This is a genomic window from Hydrogenophaga electricum, assembly GCF_030160815.1.
Classification (GTDB): Bacteria; Pseudomonadota; Gammaproteobacteria; order Burkholderiales; family Burkholderiaceae_C; genus Hydrogenophaga; species Hydrogenophaga electricum.
Map to the genome: position 1 here is coordinate 25,209 of NZ_BSPB01000022.1, position 19,097 is coordinate 44,305.

Annotated in this window: 14 protein-coding genes; 10 read left to right on the top strand and 4 right to left on the bottom strand. The window is 67.2% G+C overall.

The genetic code is table 11. From position 1 onward, the window contains the following. Positions 1-35: 35 nt before the first annotated feature. Complete coding sequence (gene boxC / locus QQK43_RS13660) at positions 36-1,703, bottom strand: 2,3-epoxybenzoyl-CoA dihydrolase (protein WP_234266682.1); 1,668 nt, start codon at positions 1,701-1,703, stop codon at positions 36-38. A 152-nt stretch (positions 1,704-1,855) separates the two neighbouring features. Continuing rightward, entirely contained in the window at positions 1,856-2,782 is a 927-nt protein-coding gene (locus QQK43_RS13665; RefSeq protein WP_234266681.1) for a helix-turn-helix transcriptional regulator, read from the bottom strand. Between the two features lie 180 nt (positions 2,783-2,962). Between QQK43_RS13665 and QQK43_RS13670 the strand changes: the two genes are divergently transcribed. The 3 genes from QQK43_RS13670 to QQK43_RS13680 all read left to right on the top strand — a co-directional run bounded on the left by QQK43_RS13670 (position 2,963) and on the right by QQK43_RS13680 (position 7,508). After that, complete coding sequence (locus QQK43_RS13670) at positions 2,963-4,555, top strand: 3,4-dehydroadipyl-CoA semialdehyde dehydrogenase (protein WP_234266680.1); 1,593 nt, start codon at positions 2,963-2,965, stop codon at positions 4,553-4,555. Between the two features lie 114 nt (positions 4,556-4,669). Next, positions 4,670-6,247 carry a benzoate-CoA ligase family protein gene (locus tag QQK43_RS13675; protein WP_284308212.1) on the top strand — a complete coding sequence of 526 codons (1,578 nt, stop codon included), beginning with the start codon at positions 4,670-4,672 and terminating at the stop codon, positions 6,245-6,247. 130 nt (positions 6,248-6,377) lie between these two features. After that, on the top strand, positions 6,378-7,508 hold the full coding sequence (locus QQK43_RS13680) for an ABC transporter substrate-binding protein (protein WP_234266678.1): 1,131 nt from the start codon (positions 6,378-6,380) through the stop codon (positions 7,506-7,508). Between the two features lie 26 nt (positions 7,509-7,534). Here the strand turns inward: QQK43_RS13680 and apbC are convergent, their stop codons facing one another. Beyond that, positions 7,535-8,626: an iron-sulfur cluster carrier protein ApbC gene (gene apbC / locus QQK43_RS13685; RefSeq protein WP_234266677.1), complete on the bottom strand. Its 1,092-nt coding sequence runs from the start codon at positions 8,624-8,626 to the stop codon at positions 7,535-7,537. A 125-nt stretch (positions 8,627-8,751) separates the two neighbouring features. Here apbC and metG point away from each other — a divergent pair, with 125 nt between their 5' ends. Together metG and QQK43_RS13695 are read left to right on the top strand one after the other, a co-directional pair. After that, a complete protein-coding gene (gene metG, locus QQK43_RS13690) occupies positions 8,752-10,821 on the top strand; it encodes a methionine--tRNA ligase (protein WP_284308213.1) in 2,070 nt (689 codons plus the stop codon). A 13-nt stretch (positions 10,822-10,834) separates the two neighbouring features. Beyond that, positions 10,835-11,575 carry a YoaK family protein gene (locus QQK43_RS13695; protein WP_284308214.1) on the top strand — a complete coding sequence of 247 codons (741 nt, stop codon included), beginning with the start codon at positions 10,835-10,837 and terminating at the stop codon, positions 11,573-11,575. Between the two features lie 13 nt (positions 11,576-11,588). Here QQK43_RS13695 and bamE read toward each other — a convergent pair whose 3' ends face one another. Next, positions 11,589-12,119, bottom strand: coding sequence for an outer membrane protein assembly factor BamE domain-containing protein (bamE, locus tag QQK43_RS13700; RefSeq protein WP_284308215.1), 531 nt, complete (start codon positions 12,117-12,119; stop codon positions 11,589-11,591). A gap of 156 nt (positions 12,120-12,275) precedes the next feature. On the opposite strand from bamE, the gene QQK43_RS13705 reads away from it, so the two are divergent. From QQK43_RS13705 to QQK43_RS13725, 5 genes are all read left to right on the top strand, one after another. Further along, positions 12,276-13,919 carry a SulP family inorganic anion transporter gene (locus QQK43_RS13705; protein ID WP_284308216.1) on the top strand — a complete coding sequence of 548 codons (1,644 nt, stop codon included), beginning with the start codon at positions 12,276-12,278 and terminating at the stop codon, positions 13,917-13,919. Between the two features lie 82 nt (positions 13,920-14,001). Next, entirely contained in the window at positions 14,002-14,214 is a 213-nt protein-coding gene (locus QQK43_RS13710; RefSeq protein ID WP_234266672.1) for a DUF3460 family protein, read from the top strand. Positions 14,215-14,241: 27 nt separating this feature from the next. After that, a complete protein-coding gene (locus tag QQK43_RS13715; protein ID WP_234266671.1) occupies positions 14,242-15,093 on the top strand; it encodes a segregation and condensation protein A in 852 nt (283 codons plus the stop codon). 61 nt (positions 15,094-15,154) lie between these two features. Then, positions 15,155-16,765, top strand: coding sequence for an L-aspartate oxidase (gene nadB / locus QQK43_RS13720; RefSeq protein ID WP_284308217.1), 1,611 nt, complete (start codon positions 15,155-15,157; stop codon positions 16,763-16,765). A 59-nt stretch (positions 16,766-16,824) separates the two neighbouring features. Further along, a complete protein-coding gene (locus tag QQK43_RS13725; RefSeq protein WP_284308218.1) occupies positions 16,825-19,086 on the top strand; it encodes a RelA/SpoT family protein in 2,262 nt (753 codons plus the stop codon). Positions 19,087-19,097 lie beyond the last annotated feature (11 nt).

The window sequence follows — 19,097 nt, forward strand, 5'->3', positions numbered from 1 at the left end:
AGAAAGGGGGGAAGCCGCGCAGCGGCGCAGGGGGGTTACACGCGATTCCAGTCAAAGGCGGCCTTTTCGCCCTTGCCATAGACCTTGAGCGCGCCCTTCTCGCCGACGGCGTTGGGGCGCTGGAAGATCCAGTTCTGCCAGGCGGTCAGGCGACCGAAGATGCGGGTGAACATGTTTTCCTTCTGGGCGAAGCGCAGATTGGCTTCCAGACCGGTCAGCGCGTCGGGCGACATGGCCGCGCGCTCTTCCAGCGCCAGGCGGATTTCGTCGGCCCAGTCGATGTCGTCGGGGGCCGCGGTGACCAGGCCCAGCTTCAGCGCCGCGTCGCCGTCCAGCGCCTGGCCGATGGCGCCGCGCGCGGCTTCCATCGGGCCCACCTCTTCGTAGAAGCGGCGCTGCAGGCGGCTCTGGCCGTTGACCATGGGCAGGTAGCCGAAGTTCATCTCGCCCAGGGTCAGTGCGGGCTGCTTTTCCGGCTCGTCGGGCAGCACCAGCATGTAGGCGCGGTCGGCGCAGAAAGCCAGCTCGGCCAGCGTGCCGGCAAAGCAAGACCCCGGCTCCAGCAGCGCGAACAGGCTGCGCGAGGACACGTCCAGGCGGGCGAAGGTGCGGCGCAGGTGGCCGATGGTTTCGTTGACGAACCAGTGGTCCTTGTTCGCGAGCATGAGCGCGTCGTTGGCCAGCACGGCGGCGGCATCGCCTTCGGTTTTGAGCAGCCAGGTGCCGATGTCCAGCTCGTTGGTGCGCATGTGCAGGATGGCGTCGTCCAGCTCGCGCACCATTTGCAGGGCGTACCAGTTCGCGCCCAGCGCTTCGATACCGGCAATGTCGGTCGGCTGCGCACCTTGCGGGGCCTTCACGGTGAAGGTGGCGGTGCGTTTGGCGCGGTCGATGGCGACCGACACGTTTTGGTAGGTGAGGCTGTCGGCCGCGATCGTGCGGTTCAGTGGCGTCAGCTCCACGCCCCGTGCGCCAGCCGCGCCGCGATGGCTGCCGGCAGCCAGCTTGTCGGCACGCTCGCGCACGGCCTGCTGGAACACCGCAGGCTTGGCGATGGCGTCGACCAGGCGCCAGTCCACGGCCTTCTGGCCGCGCACGCCTTCCACGCTGGTGCAGAAGATGTCGGCCAGGTCGTGGCGCACATGGCGCTTGTCGGTCACGCGGGTCAGGCCGCCGGTGCCGGGCAGCACGCCCAGCAGCGGTACTTCGGGCAGGCTCACGGCGCTGGAACGGTCATCGACCAGCACGATCTCATCGCAAGCCAGGGCCAGCTCGTAACCACCGCCGGCGCAGGCGCCGTTGAGCGCGGCCACGAACTTCAGGCCGCTGTGCTGGCTGCTGTCTTCGATGCCGTTGCGGGTTTCGTTGGTGAACTTGCAGAAGTTCACCTTCCAGCCGTGGCTGGACAGGCCCAGCATGAAGATGTTGGCGCCCGAGCAGAACACCCGGTCCTTCAGGCTGGTGACCACCACGGACTTCACTTCCGGGTGCTCGAAGCGGATGCGCTGCAGCGCGTCGTGCAGCTCGATGTCGACGCCCAGGTCGTAGCTGTTGAGCTTGAGCTTGTAGCCCGGGCGCAGACCCGCGTCTTCGTTGATGGCCAGCGAGAGTGTGGCCACCGGGCCGTCAAAGCTCAGTTGCACATGCTGGTAGCGCGAGGGATGGGTCTGGTAGTCGACGCTGGGGGCGGCGGTGGCGGTCATGGAAGTCTCCTCGGGTTCGGGTCGGCGGGCAGTTCAGGACGGTCGGGCCGCACATCCGCGCGGCATGACATGAATAATAGTGCATATTCCGGTGCGCCGTCAAATGCAGTTTAGTTCTCAAACCCCCGGAGAAACCCGGAGACCAGGTCCGCTCAGACCGGCAGCCGGAGCAGTTGCCGCACTTCCCGCCGCAGTTTCACGAAGCTGTCTTCCAGTGGCAGCGCACTGGTGTCGAAGGCCAGATCGGCCTTGGAATAGAAGGCGGCACGCCCTTCCAGGATGCGCTTGAGGTCTTCCATCGCCTCGCGGCTGGCCGCCATGGGGCGCATGTCGCCCTGCGCCGCCACCCGCCCCATGTGATCGGCCGGATCGGCCTTCAGCCACACCGTGGTGCAGTGCTGCAGCAGCAGGTTGAAGTTGGCCGAATCCGCCACCAGCCCGCCGGGCGTGGCGATCACCACCTCGGGATAGATCTGGATCGCCTCCTCCAGCGCGCGCCGTTCGTAGCGCCGGTAGGCGTTGGCGCCATAGAGGTTGTGGATCTCGCTGATGCTGCAGCCGGCAAACTGCTCGATCTCGCGGCTGAGTTCGATGAACGGAAATCCCAGGTCCTGCGCCAGCCGCTGCCCGAGGGTGGATTTGCCCGCCCCGCGCAGGCCGATCAGGGCCACACGCGCCTGGCGGCCCTGCGCGTCCACACCGCCGCTGGCGCCCAGCAACTCGGCCAGTTGCACCCGCGCACGCCGCAGATCGCCCTCGCTGCGCCCCTGCAGCAACTCGCGGATCAGCAGCCATTCGGGCGAGCTGGTGGTGACGTCGCCGATCAGCTCGGCCAGCGAGCATTGCAAGGCCTGCGCCACCTGCAACAGCACCAGGATGGAAGCGTTGCCGGTGCCGTATTCGAGGTTGGCCAGGTGGCGCTCGGACACATCGGCCGCTACCGCCACCGCCTTGCGCGTCATGCCCTTGCGCGAGCGCAGATTGCGCACGCGCTCGCCCAGCGCCACCAGGAAGGGATGGCGCTCGGCGTCGTCGGCGGCAGGGGCTGGCGGGGCGATGAGGGTGTCGCTGGCGGTCATGGCGCGGGCGCCTTTCGTCTGTTGGCGAAGCGGTCGAGGGTAAACCCCAGTCGTCAAAATGCCTCGGGACATGCACTTTAATGCATACTCCCCAAGACGCAAGATAGTGCATTTATAACGTCATTCCGTGGCCACGGCCACGGCATTTACGCAAACCGCTGCATCCCGGAACCCGCTGCCATGACCGCCCACACCGATCTCCCCCTGCTCCCCAACTTCTTCGCCGGCCGCTGGCAAACCGGCACCGGCCGTGGCCAGACCCTGCTCGATCCGGTGACCGGCGAGGCGCTGGTGCGCGTCGACAACACCGGCCTGGACCTGGCCGAAGGCTTCACTTTCGCCCGCGAACAGGGCGGCGCCGCGCTGCGCGCCCTGAACTATGGCCAGCGCGCCGCCCTGCTGGGCGCCATCGTCAAGGTGCTGCAGGCCAACCGCGACGCCTACTACGACATCGCCACCCGCAATGCCGGGACCGTCACCAAGGATTCGGCGGTCGACATCGACGGCGGCATCTTCACCCTGGGCTATTACGCCAAACAGGGCGAGGCCCTGGGTGAAGCCAGCGTGCTGCTCGATGGCGAGCGCATCCGCATGGGCAAGGACCCGGTGTTCCAGACCCAGCACGTGCTCCAGCCCACGCGCGGCGTGGCCCTGTTCATCAACGCCTTCAACTTCCCGAGCTGGGGTCTGTGGGAAAAGGCCGCACCCGCCCTGCTCTCGGGCGTGCCGGTGATCGTCAAGCCCGCCACCGCCACCGCCTGGCTGACCCAGCGCATGGTGGAAGACGTGGTCAAGGCCGGCGTGCTGCCGGCGGGTGCGCTGTCGGTGGTCTGCGGCTCCTCGGCCGGGCTGATGGACCAGCTCCAGCCGTTTGACGTGGTCAGCTTCACCGGTTCGGCCGAAACGGCGCGCATCATCCGCAGCCACCCGGCGGTGGCCCAGCGCTCGGTGCGCTGCAACATCGAGGCCGACAGCCTCAACAGCGCCCTGCTCGACCCGGCCGCCAGCGAAGGCGGGGAAGCCTTCAACCTCCTGGTGAGCGAGGTGGTGCGCGAGATGACGGTCAAGAGCGGCCAGAAGTGCACCGCCATCCGCCGCATCTTCGTGCCGCGCGCGCTGTACGGCGCCGTCGCCCAGGCCATCGGCGCCAAGCTGGCCAAGACCACCGTGGGCAACCCGCGCCACGAAGGCGTGCGCATGGGTGCGCTGGTCAGCCGCGAGCAGTACGACAGCGTGATCGCCGGCATTCAGCACCTGAAGACCGAGGCCGAGGTGCTGGTGGACGGCAGCGCCGTGGCGCTGGTCGACGCCGACCCCGCCGTGGCCGCCTGCGTGGCGCCCACGCTGCTGGGCACCCAGGACCCGGTGGGCGCGAAGGTGCTGCACGAGGTGGAGGTGTTCGGCCCCGTGGCCACCCTCATGCCCTACGACAGCGAGGCCCAGGCCTATGAGCTCATTCGCCGCGGCGAGGGCTCGCTGGTGGCCTCGGTCTACAGCGAAGACCCGGCCTTCATCGCCCGCGCCGCCGCCGAGCTGGCCGACAGCCACGGGCGTGTGCACGCCATCAGCCCCGACGTGGCCGCCAGCCAGACCGGCCACGGCAACGTCATGCCCATGAGCCTGCACGGCGGCCCCGGCCGTGCGGGCGGCGGCGAAGAGCTTGGCGGCCTGCGTGCGCTGGGCTTCTACCACCGCCGCAGCGCGGTGCAGGCCAGCAGCGCCGCACTGGATGTGTTGTGTGCCCCCCGCGCCGCCTTCGGCGTCACCCCCTGAGGGGGCGATGCACGTGGCCCGGCAAAGCCGGTTCCACCGCATCCTGGACTGGGGCACTGTTTGCCGAAAAGCGCCTGAGTGCCCCCGCGTTTCATCAGAAAACAGGAGACAGACATGCCCCTCGAAACCGCCGCCCCACCCGCCCGCTTCAACTTCGCCCGCCACCTGATGCAACTCAACGCCGGCCGCACCGGCAAGGTGGCGCTGATCGATGACGCGGGCAAGCTCAGCTACGGCCAGCTGGCCGACCAGGTGCGGCGCTTTTCGGCCGCGCTGGTCGCCCTGGGCCTGCGCCGTGAAGACCGCGTGCTGCTGCTGATGCACGACAGCAGCGACTGGGTCGTGAGCTTCCTGGGGGCGTTGCACGCGGGCGTGGTGCCGGTGTGCGTGAACACCCTGCTGACCGCCAAGGACTACGCCTACATGCTGGCCGACAGCCGCTCGCAGGCAGCCATCGTCTCGGGCGCACTGCTGCCCACGCTGCAGACCGCACTGGCCGACGGCGGGCACGAAGCGAAGACGCTGATCGTCTCGCGCGGCACGGGCGCCCTGCCGGCCGGTGCGCACGACTGGGCCGCGCTCGTGGCGGCCACACCCCCGGGCGACGGCGCCGACACGCACGGCGACGAGCCCGCCTTCTGGCTCTATTCCAGCGGCTCCACCGGCGCCCCCAAGGGCACCGTGCACACCCAGGCCAACCTGTGGTGGACCGCCGAGCTGTACGGCAAGGGCGTGCTGGCGCTGCAGGAAAACGACATCGTCTTCTCCGCCGCCAAGCTCTTCTTCGCCTATGGCCTGGGCAACGCACTCACCTTCCCCCTGAGCGCCGGCGCCAGCGTGGTGCTGATGGCCGAACGCGCCACGCCGCAGGCCTGCTTCAAGCGCTTCGTGGAACAGCGGCCCACCGTGTTCTACGGTGCCCCCACCGGCTACGGCGGCATGCTCGCCAGCCCCGAACTGCCGCCCCGCGACCAAGTGGCGCTGCGCCTGTGCTCGTCCGCCGGTGAGGCGCTGCCGCGTGACATCGGCGAGCGCTGGACAACCCACTTCGGCTGCGAAATCATCGACGGCATCGGCTCCACCGAGATGCTGCACGTGTTCCTCTCGAACCGCCCGGGCGACGTGCGCTACGGCACCACCGGCAAACCCGTGCCCGGCTATGCCGTGGAACTGCGCGACGAAGACGGCCGCGTGATCGACGGCCACAACCAGATCGGCGACCTCTACATCCAGGGTCCGAGCGCGGCGCTGCTGTACTGGAACAACCGCGCCAAGTCGCGCGACACCTTCCAGGGCGCCTGGACCAAGAGCGGCGACAAGTACGTGCGCGACCCCGACGGTTACTACACCTACGCTGGCCGCAACGACGACATGCTCAAAGTCAGCGGCATCTATGTCAGCCCCTTCGAAGTCGAAGCCACGCTGGTGCAACACCCCGCCGTGCTCGAAGCCGCCGTGATCGGCAAAAACGACGACGAAGGCCTGACCAAGACCAAGGCCTACGTGGTGCTCAAGCCCGGCCAGCAAGCCACCGAAGCCGAGCTGCAGGCCTTCGTGAAAGACAAGCTCGCCCCCTACAAATACCCACGCTTCGTCGAATTCGTGGCCGAACTGCCCAAGACCGCCACCGGCAAGATCCAGCGCTTCAAGCTGCGCGAGCTGGAGAACCAGCGGCTGTTCGTGAACCACTGACCCCCTGCCAGCAACCGCCTGTCTCCTTTCCGCCCCCGACACAGGGGAAACCCCCAGTCCCGGGGAAGGCATTTCGTTTTAGAACATAACGAGATGACCGACGACTTCCAGCCGGCACGAAGGAGACAAGATGGTTCGCAGATGGATCGCGGCGTGCATGGCCTTGCTCGCCGCTGCCGCGCATGCCGGTAACGAGGGTGTCACCCCCACCGAAATCCGGCTCGGTTCCTCGCAGGTGCTGACGGGCCCTCTTGGCCCGCAAACCCTGCAATATGGTGAGGGCGCGCGTCTGCTGTTCGATGCCGTGAACGCCGCAGGCGGCATCCACGGCCGCCAGATCCGCTTCACCAGCTTGGACGATGGCTTCGATGTGCAGCGCGCCGTGAACAACACCCGCCAGCTGATCGAAGAGCAGAAGGTGTTCATGCTGTTCAACAGCTCGGGCACGGCCCACACCGCGGCGGTGCTGCCGATGCTGCAAGCGTCCCAGACCATCCTGTTCGGCCCCGTGACCGGCGCTTCGTCCATGCGCGAGCGCGTCCATCCGTACCTGTTCCACGTGCGCGCCAGCTACGCCAACGAAGCCGAAAAGATGGTCTCGCAGATCAAACAGATCGGCGTGAACCGCCTCGCCGTCTTCTACCAGGACGACGCGTTCGGCCAGGCCCTGCTGGCCGAGGTGCGCAAGGCCTCGGCCTCGCAGAACCTGCCGCTGGTGGCCGAGGTGAAGGTGAATCCGGCCGCGCCGGACTTTGCCGCCGCCGCTGCCGCCACGGCCCAGGCCAACCCCCAGGCCGTGATTCTGGGCACCGCCGGCCAGACCTTCCCCAACTACGTCAAGGCGGTGCTCGCCACCCCGTCCCGGCCGGTCTTCTACGGCTTTTCGGTCGCCAGCCTTGACGTGATCAAGCGCGAGCTCGGGGACAAGGCGCGCGGCATCATCCTCGCGCAGATCATGCCCTCTCTGCGCAACACCACCGTGCCGGTGGTGTCCGAGTACCTGAGCCTGCTCCGGACCAAGTCGCCCGATGCGGCGCCCTCGGCATCGCAGTTCGAGGGCTTCGTGCATGCCCGGCTGCTGGTCGAAGGGTTGCGGCGCACCGGCCGCGACCTGAGCACCGCCTCCTTCACGCGCACGCTGGAGAACGCGGGCGAGATCGCGTTCGGGCGTTTCAAGGCGCGCTACTCGCCCCAGTCACACAACGGCTCCGACTACGTGGAACTGGCCATCATCGACGGTCAGGGCCAGTTGCGCTACTGACGCCCTGCCGGTGTGCGCCGGCTGCGTCAGGTGCCTTTGGAGATGGTGATGTTGGGGAATTTGCTGGAATAATCCTTGGCCTTGGTGGCGATCTTGATCGCCACCTGACGTGCCACGGTGCGGTAGATACCGGCAATCTCGCCCTCGGGCTCGGCGACCACGGTGGGCTCGCCGCTGTCGGCCTGCACACGGATGCCCATGTTCAGCGGCAACGCACCCAGGTAGTCCATGGCCAGTTCGGCCGCCATCTTCTTGCCGCCGTCAGCGCCGAAGATGTGTTCGGTGTGGCCGCAGTTGGGGCAGCAGTACACCGCCATGTTCTCCACGATGCCCAGAATGGGCACGCCCACCTTTTCGAACATCTTGATGCCTTTGCGCGCATCGAGCAGGGCGATGTCCTGCGGCGTGGTCACGATCACCGCGCCGGTCACCGGCACGCGCTGGGCCAGCGTGAGCTGGATGTCGCCGGTGCCGGGCGGCATGTCGACGATGAGGTAGTCCAGCTCGCGCCAGTTGGTCTGGCGCAGCAACTGGTCGAGCGCCTGGGTGGCCATGGGACCACGCCAGATCATGGCCTGGTCGGGGTCGACCAGGAAGCCGATCGACATCACCTGCACGCCGTGGTTTTCCAGCGGCTCCATGCTTTTGTCGTCCACGCTCTGCGGCCGGCCGGAGATGCCCATCATCTGCGGCAGGCTGGGGCCGTAGATGTCTGCATCCAGAATGCCCACGCGCGCGCCTTCCGAAGCCAGTGCCAGCGCCAGGTTCACGGCGGTGGTGCTCTTGCCCACCCCGCCCTTGCCCGAGGCCACGGCAATGATGTTCTTGATGCCGGGCAGCAGCGGCACGCCGCGCTGCACCGCATGGGCCACCACATGCACCTGCAGCTGCACGGAGACATTGGCCACCCCCGGCACCGTGCGCGCGGCCTCCACCAGCGCCCGGCGCAGCGCCGGCATCTGGCTCTTGGCCGGGTAACCCAGCTCCACGTCGAACGACACGTCACCCCCGTCGACCTGCAGGTTTTTCAGCGCCCGCGTGGACACAAAATCCTTGCCGGTGTTCGGATCGATCACGCCCTGCAGGGCGCCCAGCAGGGCCTGGTTGTCGACAGCCATGGGGGAAAACTCCTTGTAGTGGTTGAGGCCAGCCAGGGGCGGGCGGCCCGCAGTCTAACGCCGATGCCAAGCCCCGCCTAAAATCAAGGGTTCCCCCGAAAAACGCCTCAACCGCGCCATCTGCCATGAGCCAGCGACGCCTGTTCGTCACCACCGCCCTGCCCTACGCCAACGGCCATTTCCACATCGGCCACATCATGGAATACATCCAGGCCGACACCTGGGTGCGCTTCCAGCGCATGATGGGCCACCGGGTGGACTTTGTGGGCGCCGACGATGCGCACGGCGCGCCGATCATGATCGCCGCCGAAAAAGCCGGCAAGACGCCCGAGCAGTTCGTCGCCGACATCGCCGCCGGGCGCAAGCCTTACCTCGACGGCTTTCACATCAGCCACGACAACTGGCACTCCACGCACAGCCCCGAAAACACCGAACTGGCGCAGGCCATCTACCGCGACCTGCGCGCTGCCGGCCTGATCGAAACCCGCACCATCGAGCAGTTCTTCGATCCCGAAAAGGGCATGTTCCTGCCCGACCGCTACATCAAGGGCGAATGCCCCAAGTGCCACGCCAAGGACCAGTACGGCGACAACTGCGAGGTCTGCGGCACGGTCTACGCGCCCACCGACCTGATCGAGCCCTACTCGGCCCTCTCGGGTGCCAAGCCGGTGCTGAAGAACTCCGAACACTTCTTCTTCAAGCTGTCCGACCCGCGCTGCGTGGAATTTCTGCAGGGCTGGACGCAGGACGGCGTGCATGTGCAGCCCGAAGTGGCCAACAAGGTCAAGGAGTGGTTCACCGTCCGCACCAACCCCGATGGCAGCACCAGCGAGGGCCTGGGCGACTGGGACATCAGCCGCGACGCGCCCTACTTCGGCATCGAGATCCCCGACGCACCGGGCAAGTATTTCTACGTCTGGCTGGACGCCCCCATCGGTTACCTCGCCTCGCTCAAGAACCTGCTGGAAAAACGGGGCGAGAGCTACGAGGCCTACATGGCCGACCCGGCGCTGGAGCAGTTCCACTTCATCGGTAAGGACATCGTCACGTTCCACACGCTGTTCTGGCCCGCCATGCTCAAGTTCAGCGGCCGCAAGACACCCGACAAAATCTGCGTGCACGGCTTCCTGACCGTCAACAACGGCGAGAAGATGAGCAAGAGCCGTGGCACCGGCCTTGATCCGCTCAAGTACCTGCGCCTGGGCATGAACGCCGAATGGCTGCGCTACTACATCGCGGCCAAGCTCAACGGCAAGAACGAAGACATCGACTTCAACCCCGAAGACTTCATGGCGCGCGTGAACGCCGACCTGATCGGCAAGTTCATCAACATCGCCAGCCGCGCCGCCGGTTTCATCAGCAAGCGCTTCGCCGGCCAGCTCGGCATGCCGGGGTCCGAGGGCCAGGCGCTGCTGGCCACGCTGCAGCAACAGGCCACGCCCATCGCCGACGCCTTCGACAAGCGCGACACCGCGCGCGCCGTGCGCGAGATCATGCTGCTGGCCGACCGCGTGAACGAATACGTCAACGAATACAAACCCTGGGAACTGGCCAAGCAGGAAGGCGCCGAAGCCCGCCTGCAGGACGTGTGCACCACCTGCATCCAGGCATTCCGCCTGCTGGCGCTCTACCTCAAGCCCGTGCTGCCGGCGCTGGCGCAGCAGGTTGAGACCTTCCTCAACACAACGTCGCTGCAATGGACGGATGCGAGTCAATGGCTACCGGCCGGCCACACCATCGGCACCTACCAGCACCTGATGCAGCGCGTGACCCCCGAACAACTCGACGCGCTGTTCGAGCCGCCGGCACCGCCGGTGGTGGAAAAGCCGCTGCCGGGCGGTGAGGCCATTGCCGACACCATCACCATCGACGACTTCGCCAAGATCGACTTGCGCATCGCCCAGATCGTGCAATGCGAGGCGGTCGAAGGCTCGACCAAGCTGCTGCGCCTGACGCTGGATGTGGGCGAAGGCCGCACGCGCAACGTCTTCAGCGGCATTGCCAGCATGTACAAGCCCGAAGACCTGGTGGGCAAGCTCACCGTGATGGTGGCCAACCTCGCGCCGCGCAAGATGAAATTCGGCGTCAGCGAAGGCATGGTGCTCGCCGCCAGCCACGGCGACGAAAAGACCCACCCGGGCATCCACGTGCTCAACCCCTGGCCGGGCGCCACGCCGGGCATGCGCGTGCGCTGAAAGCCACGCCCCGATGTTTGCGCCGATCCACGGTTTCACCAGCCTGCAGCGCACGCCGCAGACGGACCTGAAGCTCGGCACCGTGCTGGCCTTCGTGGGCGGCGCGGCCAACGCCGGCGGGTTTCTGGCCGTGGGGCAATACACCTCGCACATGACGGGCATCGTCTCGTCACTGGCCGACAACCTGGTGCTCGGCCAGTTCGTGCTGGTCGGCGCGGGCCTGGCTTCGCTGCTGGCCTTTCTGCTGGGCACCATGTGCACGGTCTGGCTGGTCAACTGGGGCATGCGGCGCCGGCTGCGCAGCGCCTATGGCCTGCCGCTGATCGTGGAAGCCGCGCTGCTGCTGGTGTTCGGCCTGTTCGGCGCGGCCCTGAGCCTGTGGCACACGGTGATCCTGCCGGTCACCGTGGTGCTGCTGTGTTTCATCATGGGCTTGCAGAACGCGGTGATCACCAAGATTTCCAAAGCCCGCATCCGCACCACGCACGTCACCGGTCTGGTCACCGACCTGGGCATCGAACTCGGGCGCCTGTTCTACATGAACCGCCTGCCGGGGGCCGAGCCGGTGCGTGCCGATCGCCGGCGGCTGCGGGTGCACGCCCAGCTCATCGCCAGCTTTCTGCTCGGCGGCATCGCCGGTGCCTTCGGCTTCAAGTTTGTGGGTTACGTGAGCACCGTGCCGCTGGCCCTGGCCCTGCTGCTGCTGGTGCTGCGCCCGGCGCTCGACGACTGGCAGCGCCTGCGCGCGGCCTGAAACAGCCCCCCGCTCAGCGGTTGCGCTCCAGGTCCGGGTCGCGCACCGACATCGTGGAAACCACGCGCAGGTCCGGGTTGAACACCACGGTGAAGACCTTTGAATCGCTTTCGTTCGGCCCGTCGCGCCAGCGCCAGTCGTAATGGGTTTCGCGCTTGAGCGCGTATTCGGTGATCTTCATCGGTTTGCCCAAGAGCTTGCGCACGGTCTCCATCGGCATGCCGGGCTGGATCTGGTCGAACGTGTGGGCGTTGAGCACCTGGCGCAACGCACTCATCTTGCCGTCCGGACCGATGGTGATCTGGTAGTTCTGGTAGCCGGCGGGCTGGCGGTTGTATTCGTAGATCTGCGAGCCGTCCGGCCCGTCCCACACCGCCTCGGGCGGGCCGAAGCGCTGGCGCACGTCGGCTTCGGTCGAGACGCCTTCTTCCAGTTCGCTGATGGCCTGCGGGTCGCACGCCCCCAGCCAGAAAGACGCCCCGAGGACGGGCACCCACAACGCCCGCCGCAGGCTCCGGCGGTATCGACGCCACCTTGATGTCATGCTTGCTCCTGCCCGGCTTCTCGCCGGGTGCTCGGATCAGTGTAATCCCCTGAAGGTGCTGCCTTCCGACACCCGCCCCCTTAGTATCCGTGCCCGGTGCTGCGCACCCGGGCAAGTCCGTGTGGCGCTGCGGCCCCCTGGCAGTAGCATTTGGTGATGTCGCTGAACCTCCCTCCCCTGGCCAGTTTCCGACCCCGGCTGCTCGCCGATCTGCGTGGCTACAACCGGGAACGCCTGGGCAAGGACATGGGCGCCGGCGCCACCGTGGGCATCGTGGCCTTGCCGCTGGCCATGGCCTTCGCCATCGCCAGCGGTCTCAAGCCCGAAGCCGGCCTGTGGACGGCCATCATCGCGGGCTTCCTGATCTCGGCCCTGGGAGGCACTTCGGTGCAGATCGGCGGCCCAGCGGGCGCCTTCATCGTCATCGTCTACGGCATCGTCGAGCGCTACGGCGTGGCCAACCTGCTGATCGCCACCGCCAGCGCGGGGGTGCTGCTGTTCCTGCTGGGTCTGTTCCGTCTGGGCACCCTGGTGCGCTACGTGCCGGTGAGTGTGGTCATCGGCTTCACCAACGGCATCGCGGTGCTGATCGCGCTGTCGCAGGTACGCGACTGGCTGGGCCTGGACATTGCCAAGATGCCCGGCGACTTCTTCAGCCAGATCGGTGCGCTCGCGCACCATCTGGACAGCTTCAACCCCTACGCCTTCGGTCTGGGCACGCTGTGCATCCTGGGCCTGTTCATCTGGCCCCGCCTGTGGGCGGTGGACTCCCAGTTCCGCCGTCAGCTGGCGCAATACGACACCGTCAGCGCACTCAAGGCCACCTCGCGCCTGCCCGCGCCGGTGGTGGCGCTGATCACGCTGTCGCTGGCTTCGTGGGCCCTGTCGATGCCGGTAGAAACCATCGGCACCCGCTTCGGCGGTATTCCCCAAGGCGTTCCGGCCTTCGAACTGCCCGACTTTTCGTGGGAAACCGCGCGCCTGCTGGTCACGCCCACGCTCACCATCGCGCTGCTGGGTGCCATCGAATCGCTGCTGTGTGCCCGTGTGGCCGACCAGCTCAGCGACACACCCAAGCACGACCCCAACCAGGAGCTGATGGCGCAAGGCGTGGCCAACGTGGTGGTGCCGTTCTTTGGCGGCATGCCGGCCACCGGCACCATCGCCCGCACCGTGACCAACATCCGCTCGGGCGCCACATCGGCAGTGGCCGGCATCGTGCATGCGGCCACGCTGGCGGCCGTGGTGCTGATCGCCGCGCCGCTGGCGCAGCACATTCCGCTCGCCGTGCTGGCCGGGGTTCTGCTGTTCGTGGCCTGGAACATGGGCGAATGGCGCGAATTCGGGCGCCTGAAACACTTCACCAACCACTACCGGCTGATGATGGTGTCCACCTTCCTGGTGACCATCATTTTCGACCTGACGGTGGCCGTGGAACTCGGCCTGGTGCTGGCCTGCCTGCTGTTCGTGCGGCGTCAGAGCGCGATCTTCCGGGTCGATCCCGTGGCGCGTACCGAGCACCAGCTCACCTACCGGCTCTATGGCTCGCTGTTCTTCGGCGCGGCGGCCAAGCTCGACCCCATCGTCGCCGAGGTCGAGCGGGCCGAGCCCGGCCTCCGGGTGATGCTTGACGCCACCCAGCTCATATCGCTGGACACCACGGGTCTGGATGCTCTGGAACAGGTCCACAAGGCCCTGGAAAAGCGCGGAGGCCGGCTGGGCATGGTGGGCCTGAACGAACAACCCCGCTCCCTGATCGAACGCTCGGGCTTTGCCCAGCGGCTGGACACCTGCCAGTGAGCCCCCACAGGCCCCGCTGAAGCCGTGGTCCAGGACCGGTAAAATTGGCGTTTTCCCCAACCAGTCCGATTCCGGAATCGTCATGTCCCTCTTCGGTCGCCCGCACTACACCTCCGACGCCACCCAGTTCATCGAGCAGCTCAAGGCCAGCCGCCCGCAGCTCGACGCCGAACAGCGGCAGGGCCGCGCCCTGCTGTGGGACCAGCAGATCGACCGCGAATTCCAGCGCCAGGCCGATGCCGCCAGCGTGCCGCAGAAGCCCTACGTCTACCAGACCGAGCCCGACCAGCGCTGATCCCGCCCGCGCCGTCGCCGCTCCGGCATGAGCCAGGAACCCGTGGTCCTCGACGAAGCCCCCGAAGGGCTGGATGCGGTGTTGCCCGGCGTGGTCGACCACGTGGCCGTGGCGCGGCTGTATGGCGAACCGCTGTTCGACCTGCCGCGCGACCTCTACATCCCGCCCGACGCGCTGCGCGTGTTCCTGGAGGCCTTCGAGGGCCCGCTGGACCTGCTGCTCTACCTGATCCGCAAGCAGAACTTCAACATCCTCGACATCCCGATGGCGGCCGTCACCCGCCAGTACCTGAGCTACGTCGAGGAAATCCGCTCGCACAACCTGGAACTGGCGGCCGAGTACCTGCTCATGGCCGCCATGCTCATCGAGATCAAGTCGCGCATGCTGCTGCCGCCCAAAAAGACGGCCGAGGGCGAAGAAGCCGAAGACCCGCGTGCCGAACTGGTGCGCCGCCTGCTCGAATACGAGCAGATGAAACTGGCCGCGCAGCGCCTGGCCGACCTGCCCCAATATGGCCGCGACTTCCTGCGGGCCCAGGTGTACGTGGAACAGTCGCTGCAACCGCGCTTCCCTGACGTGCACGTGCTCGACCTGCAGAGCGCCTGGCGCGACATCCTCAAGCGCGCCAAGCTCGTGCAGCACCACAAGATCAGCCGCGAAGAACTGTCGGTGCGCGAACACATGAGCATCGTGCTGCGCAAGCTGCAGGGCCGCAAGTTTGTCGAATTCGGCGACCTGTTCGACGTGAGCCAGGGCGTGCCGGTGCTGGTCGTGACCTTCATCGCCATGCTCGAACTGGCCAAGGAAACGCTGATCGAGCTCACACAGGCGGAGGCTTTTGCGCCTGTCTACGTGCGGCTGGCCTACAGTCCGGCCTGATCTTTTCTTGCAACGGGCGCCTCCGCGCCAGCCCAGGCCGAACGGCCGGCCCTTCCCTCCCATGAGCACCACCCACCACTTCGACGTCCTCATCATCGGCAGCGGACTGGCCGGCCTGACCGCCGCGCTGCGGCTGGCCCCCACGCACCGCGTGGCCGTGGTCACCAAACGCGGCATTTCCGATGGCTCCAGCAGCTGGGCGCAGGGCGGCATTGCCGCGGTGCTGTCGGCCGAAGACAGCTTCGAATCGCATGTGCAGGACACGCTCATCGCCGGCGCCGGCCTGTGCGACGAGGCGGCCACCCGCTTCACCGTGGAAAACTCGCCCGCCGCCATCGCCTGGCTGCGCGAACTGGGCGTGCCTTTCTCCACCCTGGACGGCAGCGCGGCGGGCGAGCTGCACCTGACCCGCGAAGGCGGACACAGCCACCGCCGCATCGTGCACGCCACCGATGCCACCGGCGCCGCCGTGCAGGCCACGCTGAGCGAACGGGCGCGCGCCACGCCGGGCATCACCTTCTTCGAGAACCACATGCTGGTGGACCTGATCACCCGCCGCAAGCTGGCGGGCGCCAGCACCGACGTGCCCGACCGCTGCCTGGGTGCCTACGTGCTGGACGTGGACCGCGACGTGGTGGAAACCTTCAGCGCGGGCCACACCCTGCTGGCCACGGGCGGCGCCGGCAAGGTCTACCTCTACACCACCAACCCCGACACCGCCACCGGCGACGGCATCGCCGCCGCCTGGCGCGCTGGTTGCCAGGTGGGGAACATGGAATTCATCCAGTTCCACCCCACCTGCCTGTACCACCCGCACGTCAAGAACTTCCTCATCTCCGAAGCTGTGCGCGGCGAAGGCGGTCAGCTCAAGCTGCCGCCACACCTGGGCGGCCACCGCTTCATGCCCGACCACGATCCGCGCGCCGAACTCGCCCCGCGCGACATCGTGGCCCGCGCCATCGACCACGAGATGAAGAAGCACGGCCTCGACTGCGTGCACCTGGACATCTCGCACCAGAGCCCCGAGTTCCTGCGCGAGCATTTCCCCAACATCCTGGCGCGCTGCGCCGAACTGGGCATCGACATCACGCGCGAACCCATTCCGGTAGTGCCCGCGGCGCACTACACCTGCGGCGGCGTGGTCACCGATCTGGCCGCGCGCACCAGCGTGGACGGGCTCTATGCCGTGGGCGAGGCGAGTTGCACCGGTCTGCACGGCGCCAACCGCCTGGCCAGCAATTCGCTGGTGGAATGCATGGTGTTCGCCCAGGCCGCCGTGAACGAAATCCTCGCTGCCCGGTCGCCCGAAGCAGCCAGCCTGCCGCTGTGGGACGAAAGCCGCGTGACCGATGCCGACGAACAGGTGGTGATTTCGCACAACTGGGACGAGCTGCGCCGCTTTATGTGGGACTACGTGGGCATCGTGCGCACCAACAAGCGCCTGGAACGCGCCGCGCACCGCATCGCGCTGCTGCAGCGCGAAATCCAGGAGTTCTACGCGCAATTCCACGTCACCCGCGACTTGCTGGAGCTGCGCAACCTGGTGCAGGTGGCCGAGCTGATCGTGCGCTCGGCCCAGCAGCGGCACGAGAGCCGGGGCCTGCACTGCAGCCGCGACTACCCGGAAAAGCTGCCCGAAGCGCGCCCCACCGTGCTCACGCCTGCGCGTTGAGACCGGGGCCTCCCTGTCTCGCGACTGCAACATCGTGCGCGAGCGGCTAAAGTAGGGGGATGAGCAGCTTCGTGGAACCGGTTTCCAGCCCTTCGGCCTCAGGCGACCCTGCGGCCGCTTCGGCCAGCGCGGCCGCAGCCAGTTTTGCGGCCCTGCTCGGCAAACTCGACTACCTGCCCGCCAGCGACATCGAACTGATCCGTCAGGCCTACCGCCTGGCCGATCAGGCCCATCTGGGCCAGATGCGCAAAAACGGCGACCCCTACATCACCCACCCGATCGCGGTCGCGGCGCAATGCGCCGAATGGAAGCTCGATGCCCAGGCGCTGATGGCGGCGCTGATGCACGACGTGATCGAGGACTGCGGCGTCACCAAGGTCCAACTGGCCGAACGCTTCGGTGCGGCCGTGGCCGACCTGGTGGACGGCCTCACCAAGCTGGAAAAGCTGGAGTTCGACTCCCGCGAGCAGAACCAGGCCGAGAGCTTCCGCAAGATGCTGCTGGCCATGGCCAAGGACGTGCGGGTCATCCTCATCAAGCTGGCCGACCGCACGCACAACATGCGCACCATGGGCGACATGCCCCGCAGCAAATGGAAGCGCATCAGCAGCGAAACGCTGGAGATCTACGCGCCCATCGCGCACCGCCTGGGCCTGAACTTCACCTACCGCGAGTTGCAGGACCTGTCGTTCCGCTTCCTGCACCCCTGGCGCTACGACATCCTCGCCAAGGCGCTGGCCAAGTCACGCACCCGCCGCAAGGACCTGATCGCCAGGGTCCAGGGCGAAGTCGACAGCGCGTTCCGCCAGCATGGCCTGACCGTGCGCATCATGGGCCGCGAAAAAACGCTGTATTCGGTCTACCGCAAGATGGACAGCAAGCACCTGTCGTTCTCGCAGGTGACCGACATCTACGGCTTCCGCATCGTCGTGCCCGAACTCACCGACTGCTACACCGGCCTAGGCGTGCTGCACCAGCTCTACAAACCCGTGCCGGGCAAGTTCCGCGACTACGTGGCCATTCCCAAGGTCAACGGCTACCAGTCGCTGCACACCACGCTGATCGGGCCGGTGGGCACCAACATCGAATTCCAGCTGCGCACGCACGCCATGGACGTGGTGGCCGAATCGGGCGTGGCCGCCCACTGGCTCTACAAGGCCAACGAGCCGGGCAGCGACACCTCGCAGCGCCTGGGCACGCAGTGGCTGCAGTCGCTGCTCGACATCCAGCAGGAAACCCGCGACGCCGGGGAATTCTGGGACCACATCAAGATCGACCTCTTTCCCGATGCGGTCTACGTGTTCACGCCCAAGAGCAAGATCCTGTCGCTGCCGCGCGGCGCCACCGTGGTCGACTTCGCCTATGCCATCCACAGCGGGGTCGGCAACACCGCCGTGGGCGCCATGGTCAACGGCGAGCAGCGCCCCCTGCGCACCGAACTCAACAACGGCGACGTGGTGGAGGTGATCACCAACGCCAGCGCCGAGCCCAGCCCGTCCTGGCTGTCGTTCGCCCGCACGGGGCGTGCGCGTTCGAAGATCCGCCACCACCTCAAGACCGGCGCGCAGGAAAAGGCGGTGGAACTGGGCGAACGCATGCTCGGCCAGGCCTTGCGCAGCGAGGGCATTGCCCGCCTGCCGCAGGAAGATGGCGAATACAAGGCCGTGTGGGACAAGCTGCTGCGCTTCACCGGCAACAAGTCGCGCGCGGAACTGCTGTCCGACGTCGGCATGGGCAAACGCATCGCCAACATGGTGGGCAAAAAACTGGCCGTGCTGCTGACCGAAACCGGCCTCAAGCCCGACGCGCTGCTCATCAGCACCGAACGCTATGCCGGCGGCCCCGGCGAGGGCAGCACGCAGGGCATCGTCAGCCTGGACGGCAGCGAAGGCGCTTCGGTGCAATACGCGCCTTGCTGCCGGCCGATTCCGGGTGACCGCATCGTCGGCTATCTGGGGCGCGGCGAAGGCCTGGTGGTGCACGTGGAGGACTGCCCCCACGGCAAGCGGCTGCTGGCGCGCGACAGCGAGCGCTTCCTGCCCGTGGAATGGGCCGACGAGCCGGTGCGCCCCTTTGACAGCGCGGTCATCGTGACCGTGAACAACGGCAAGGGCGTGCTCGCCCGCGTGGCCGCGGCCATTGCGCACGCGGAGGCCGACATCAACCACGTGGACATGGGCGAAGACCCGGCCCAGACCACCACCGACATCCGTTTCACGCTCAGCGTGCGCGATCGCCAGCATCTGGCGGACGTGCTGCGCAGCCTGCGCCGCACGCCATCGGTCATCCGGGCTCAGCGCTTCAAGCCGGTCAAGGATTGATTCGCGATCCC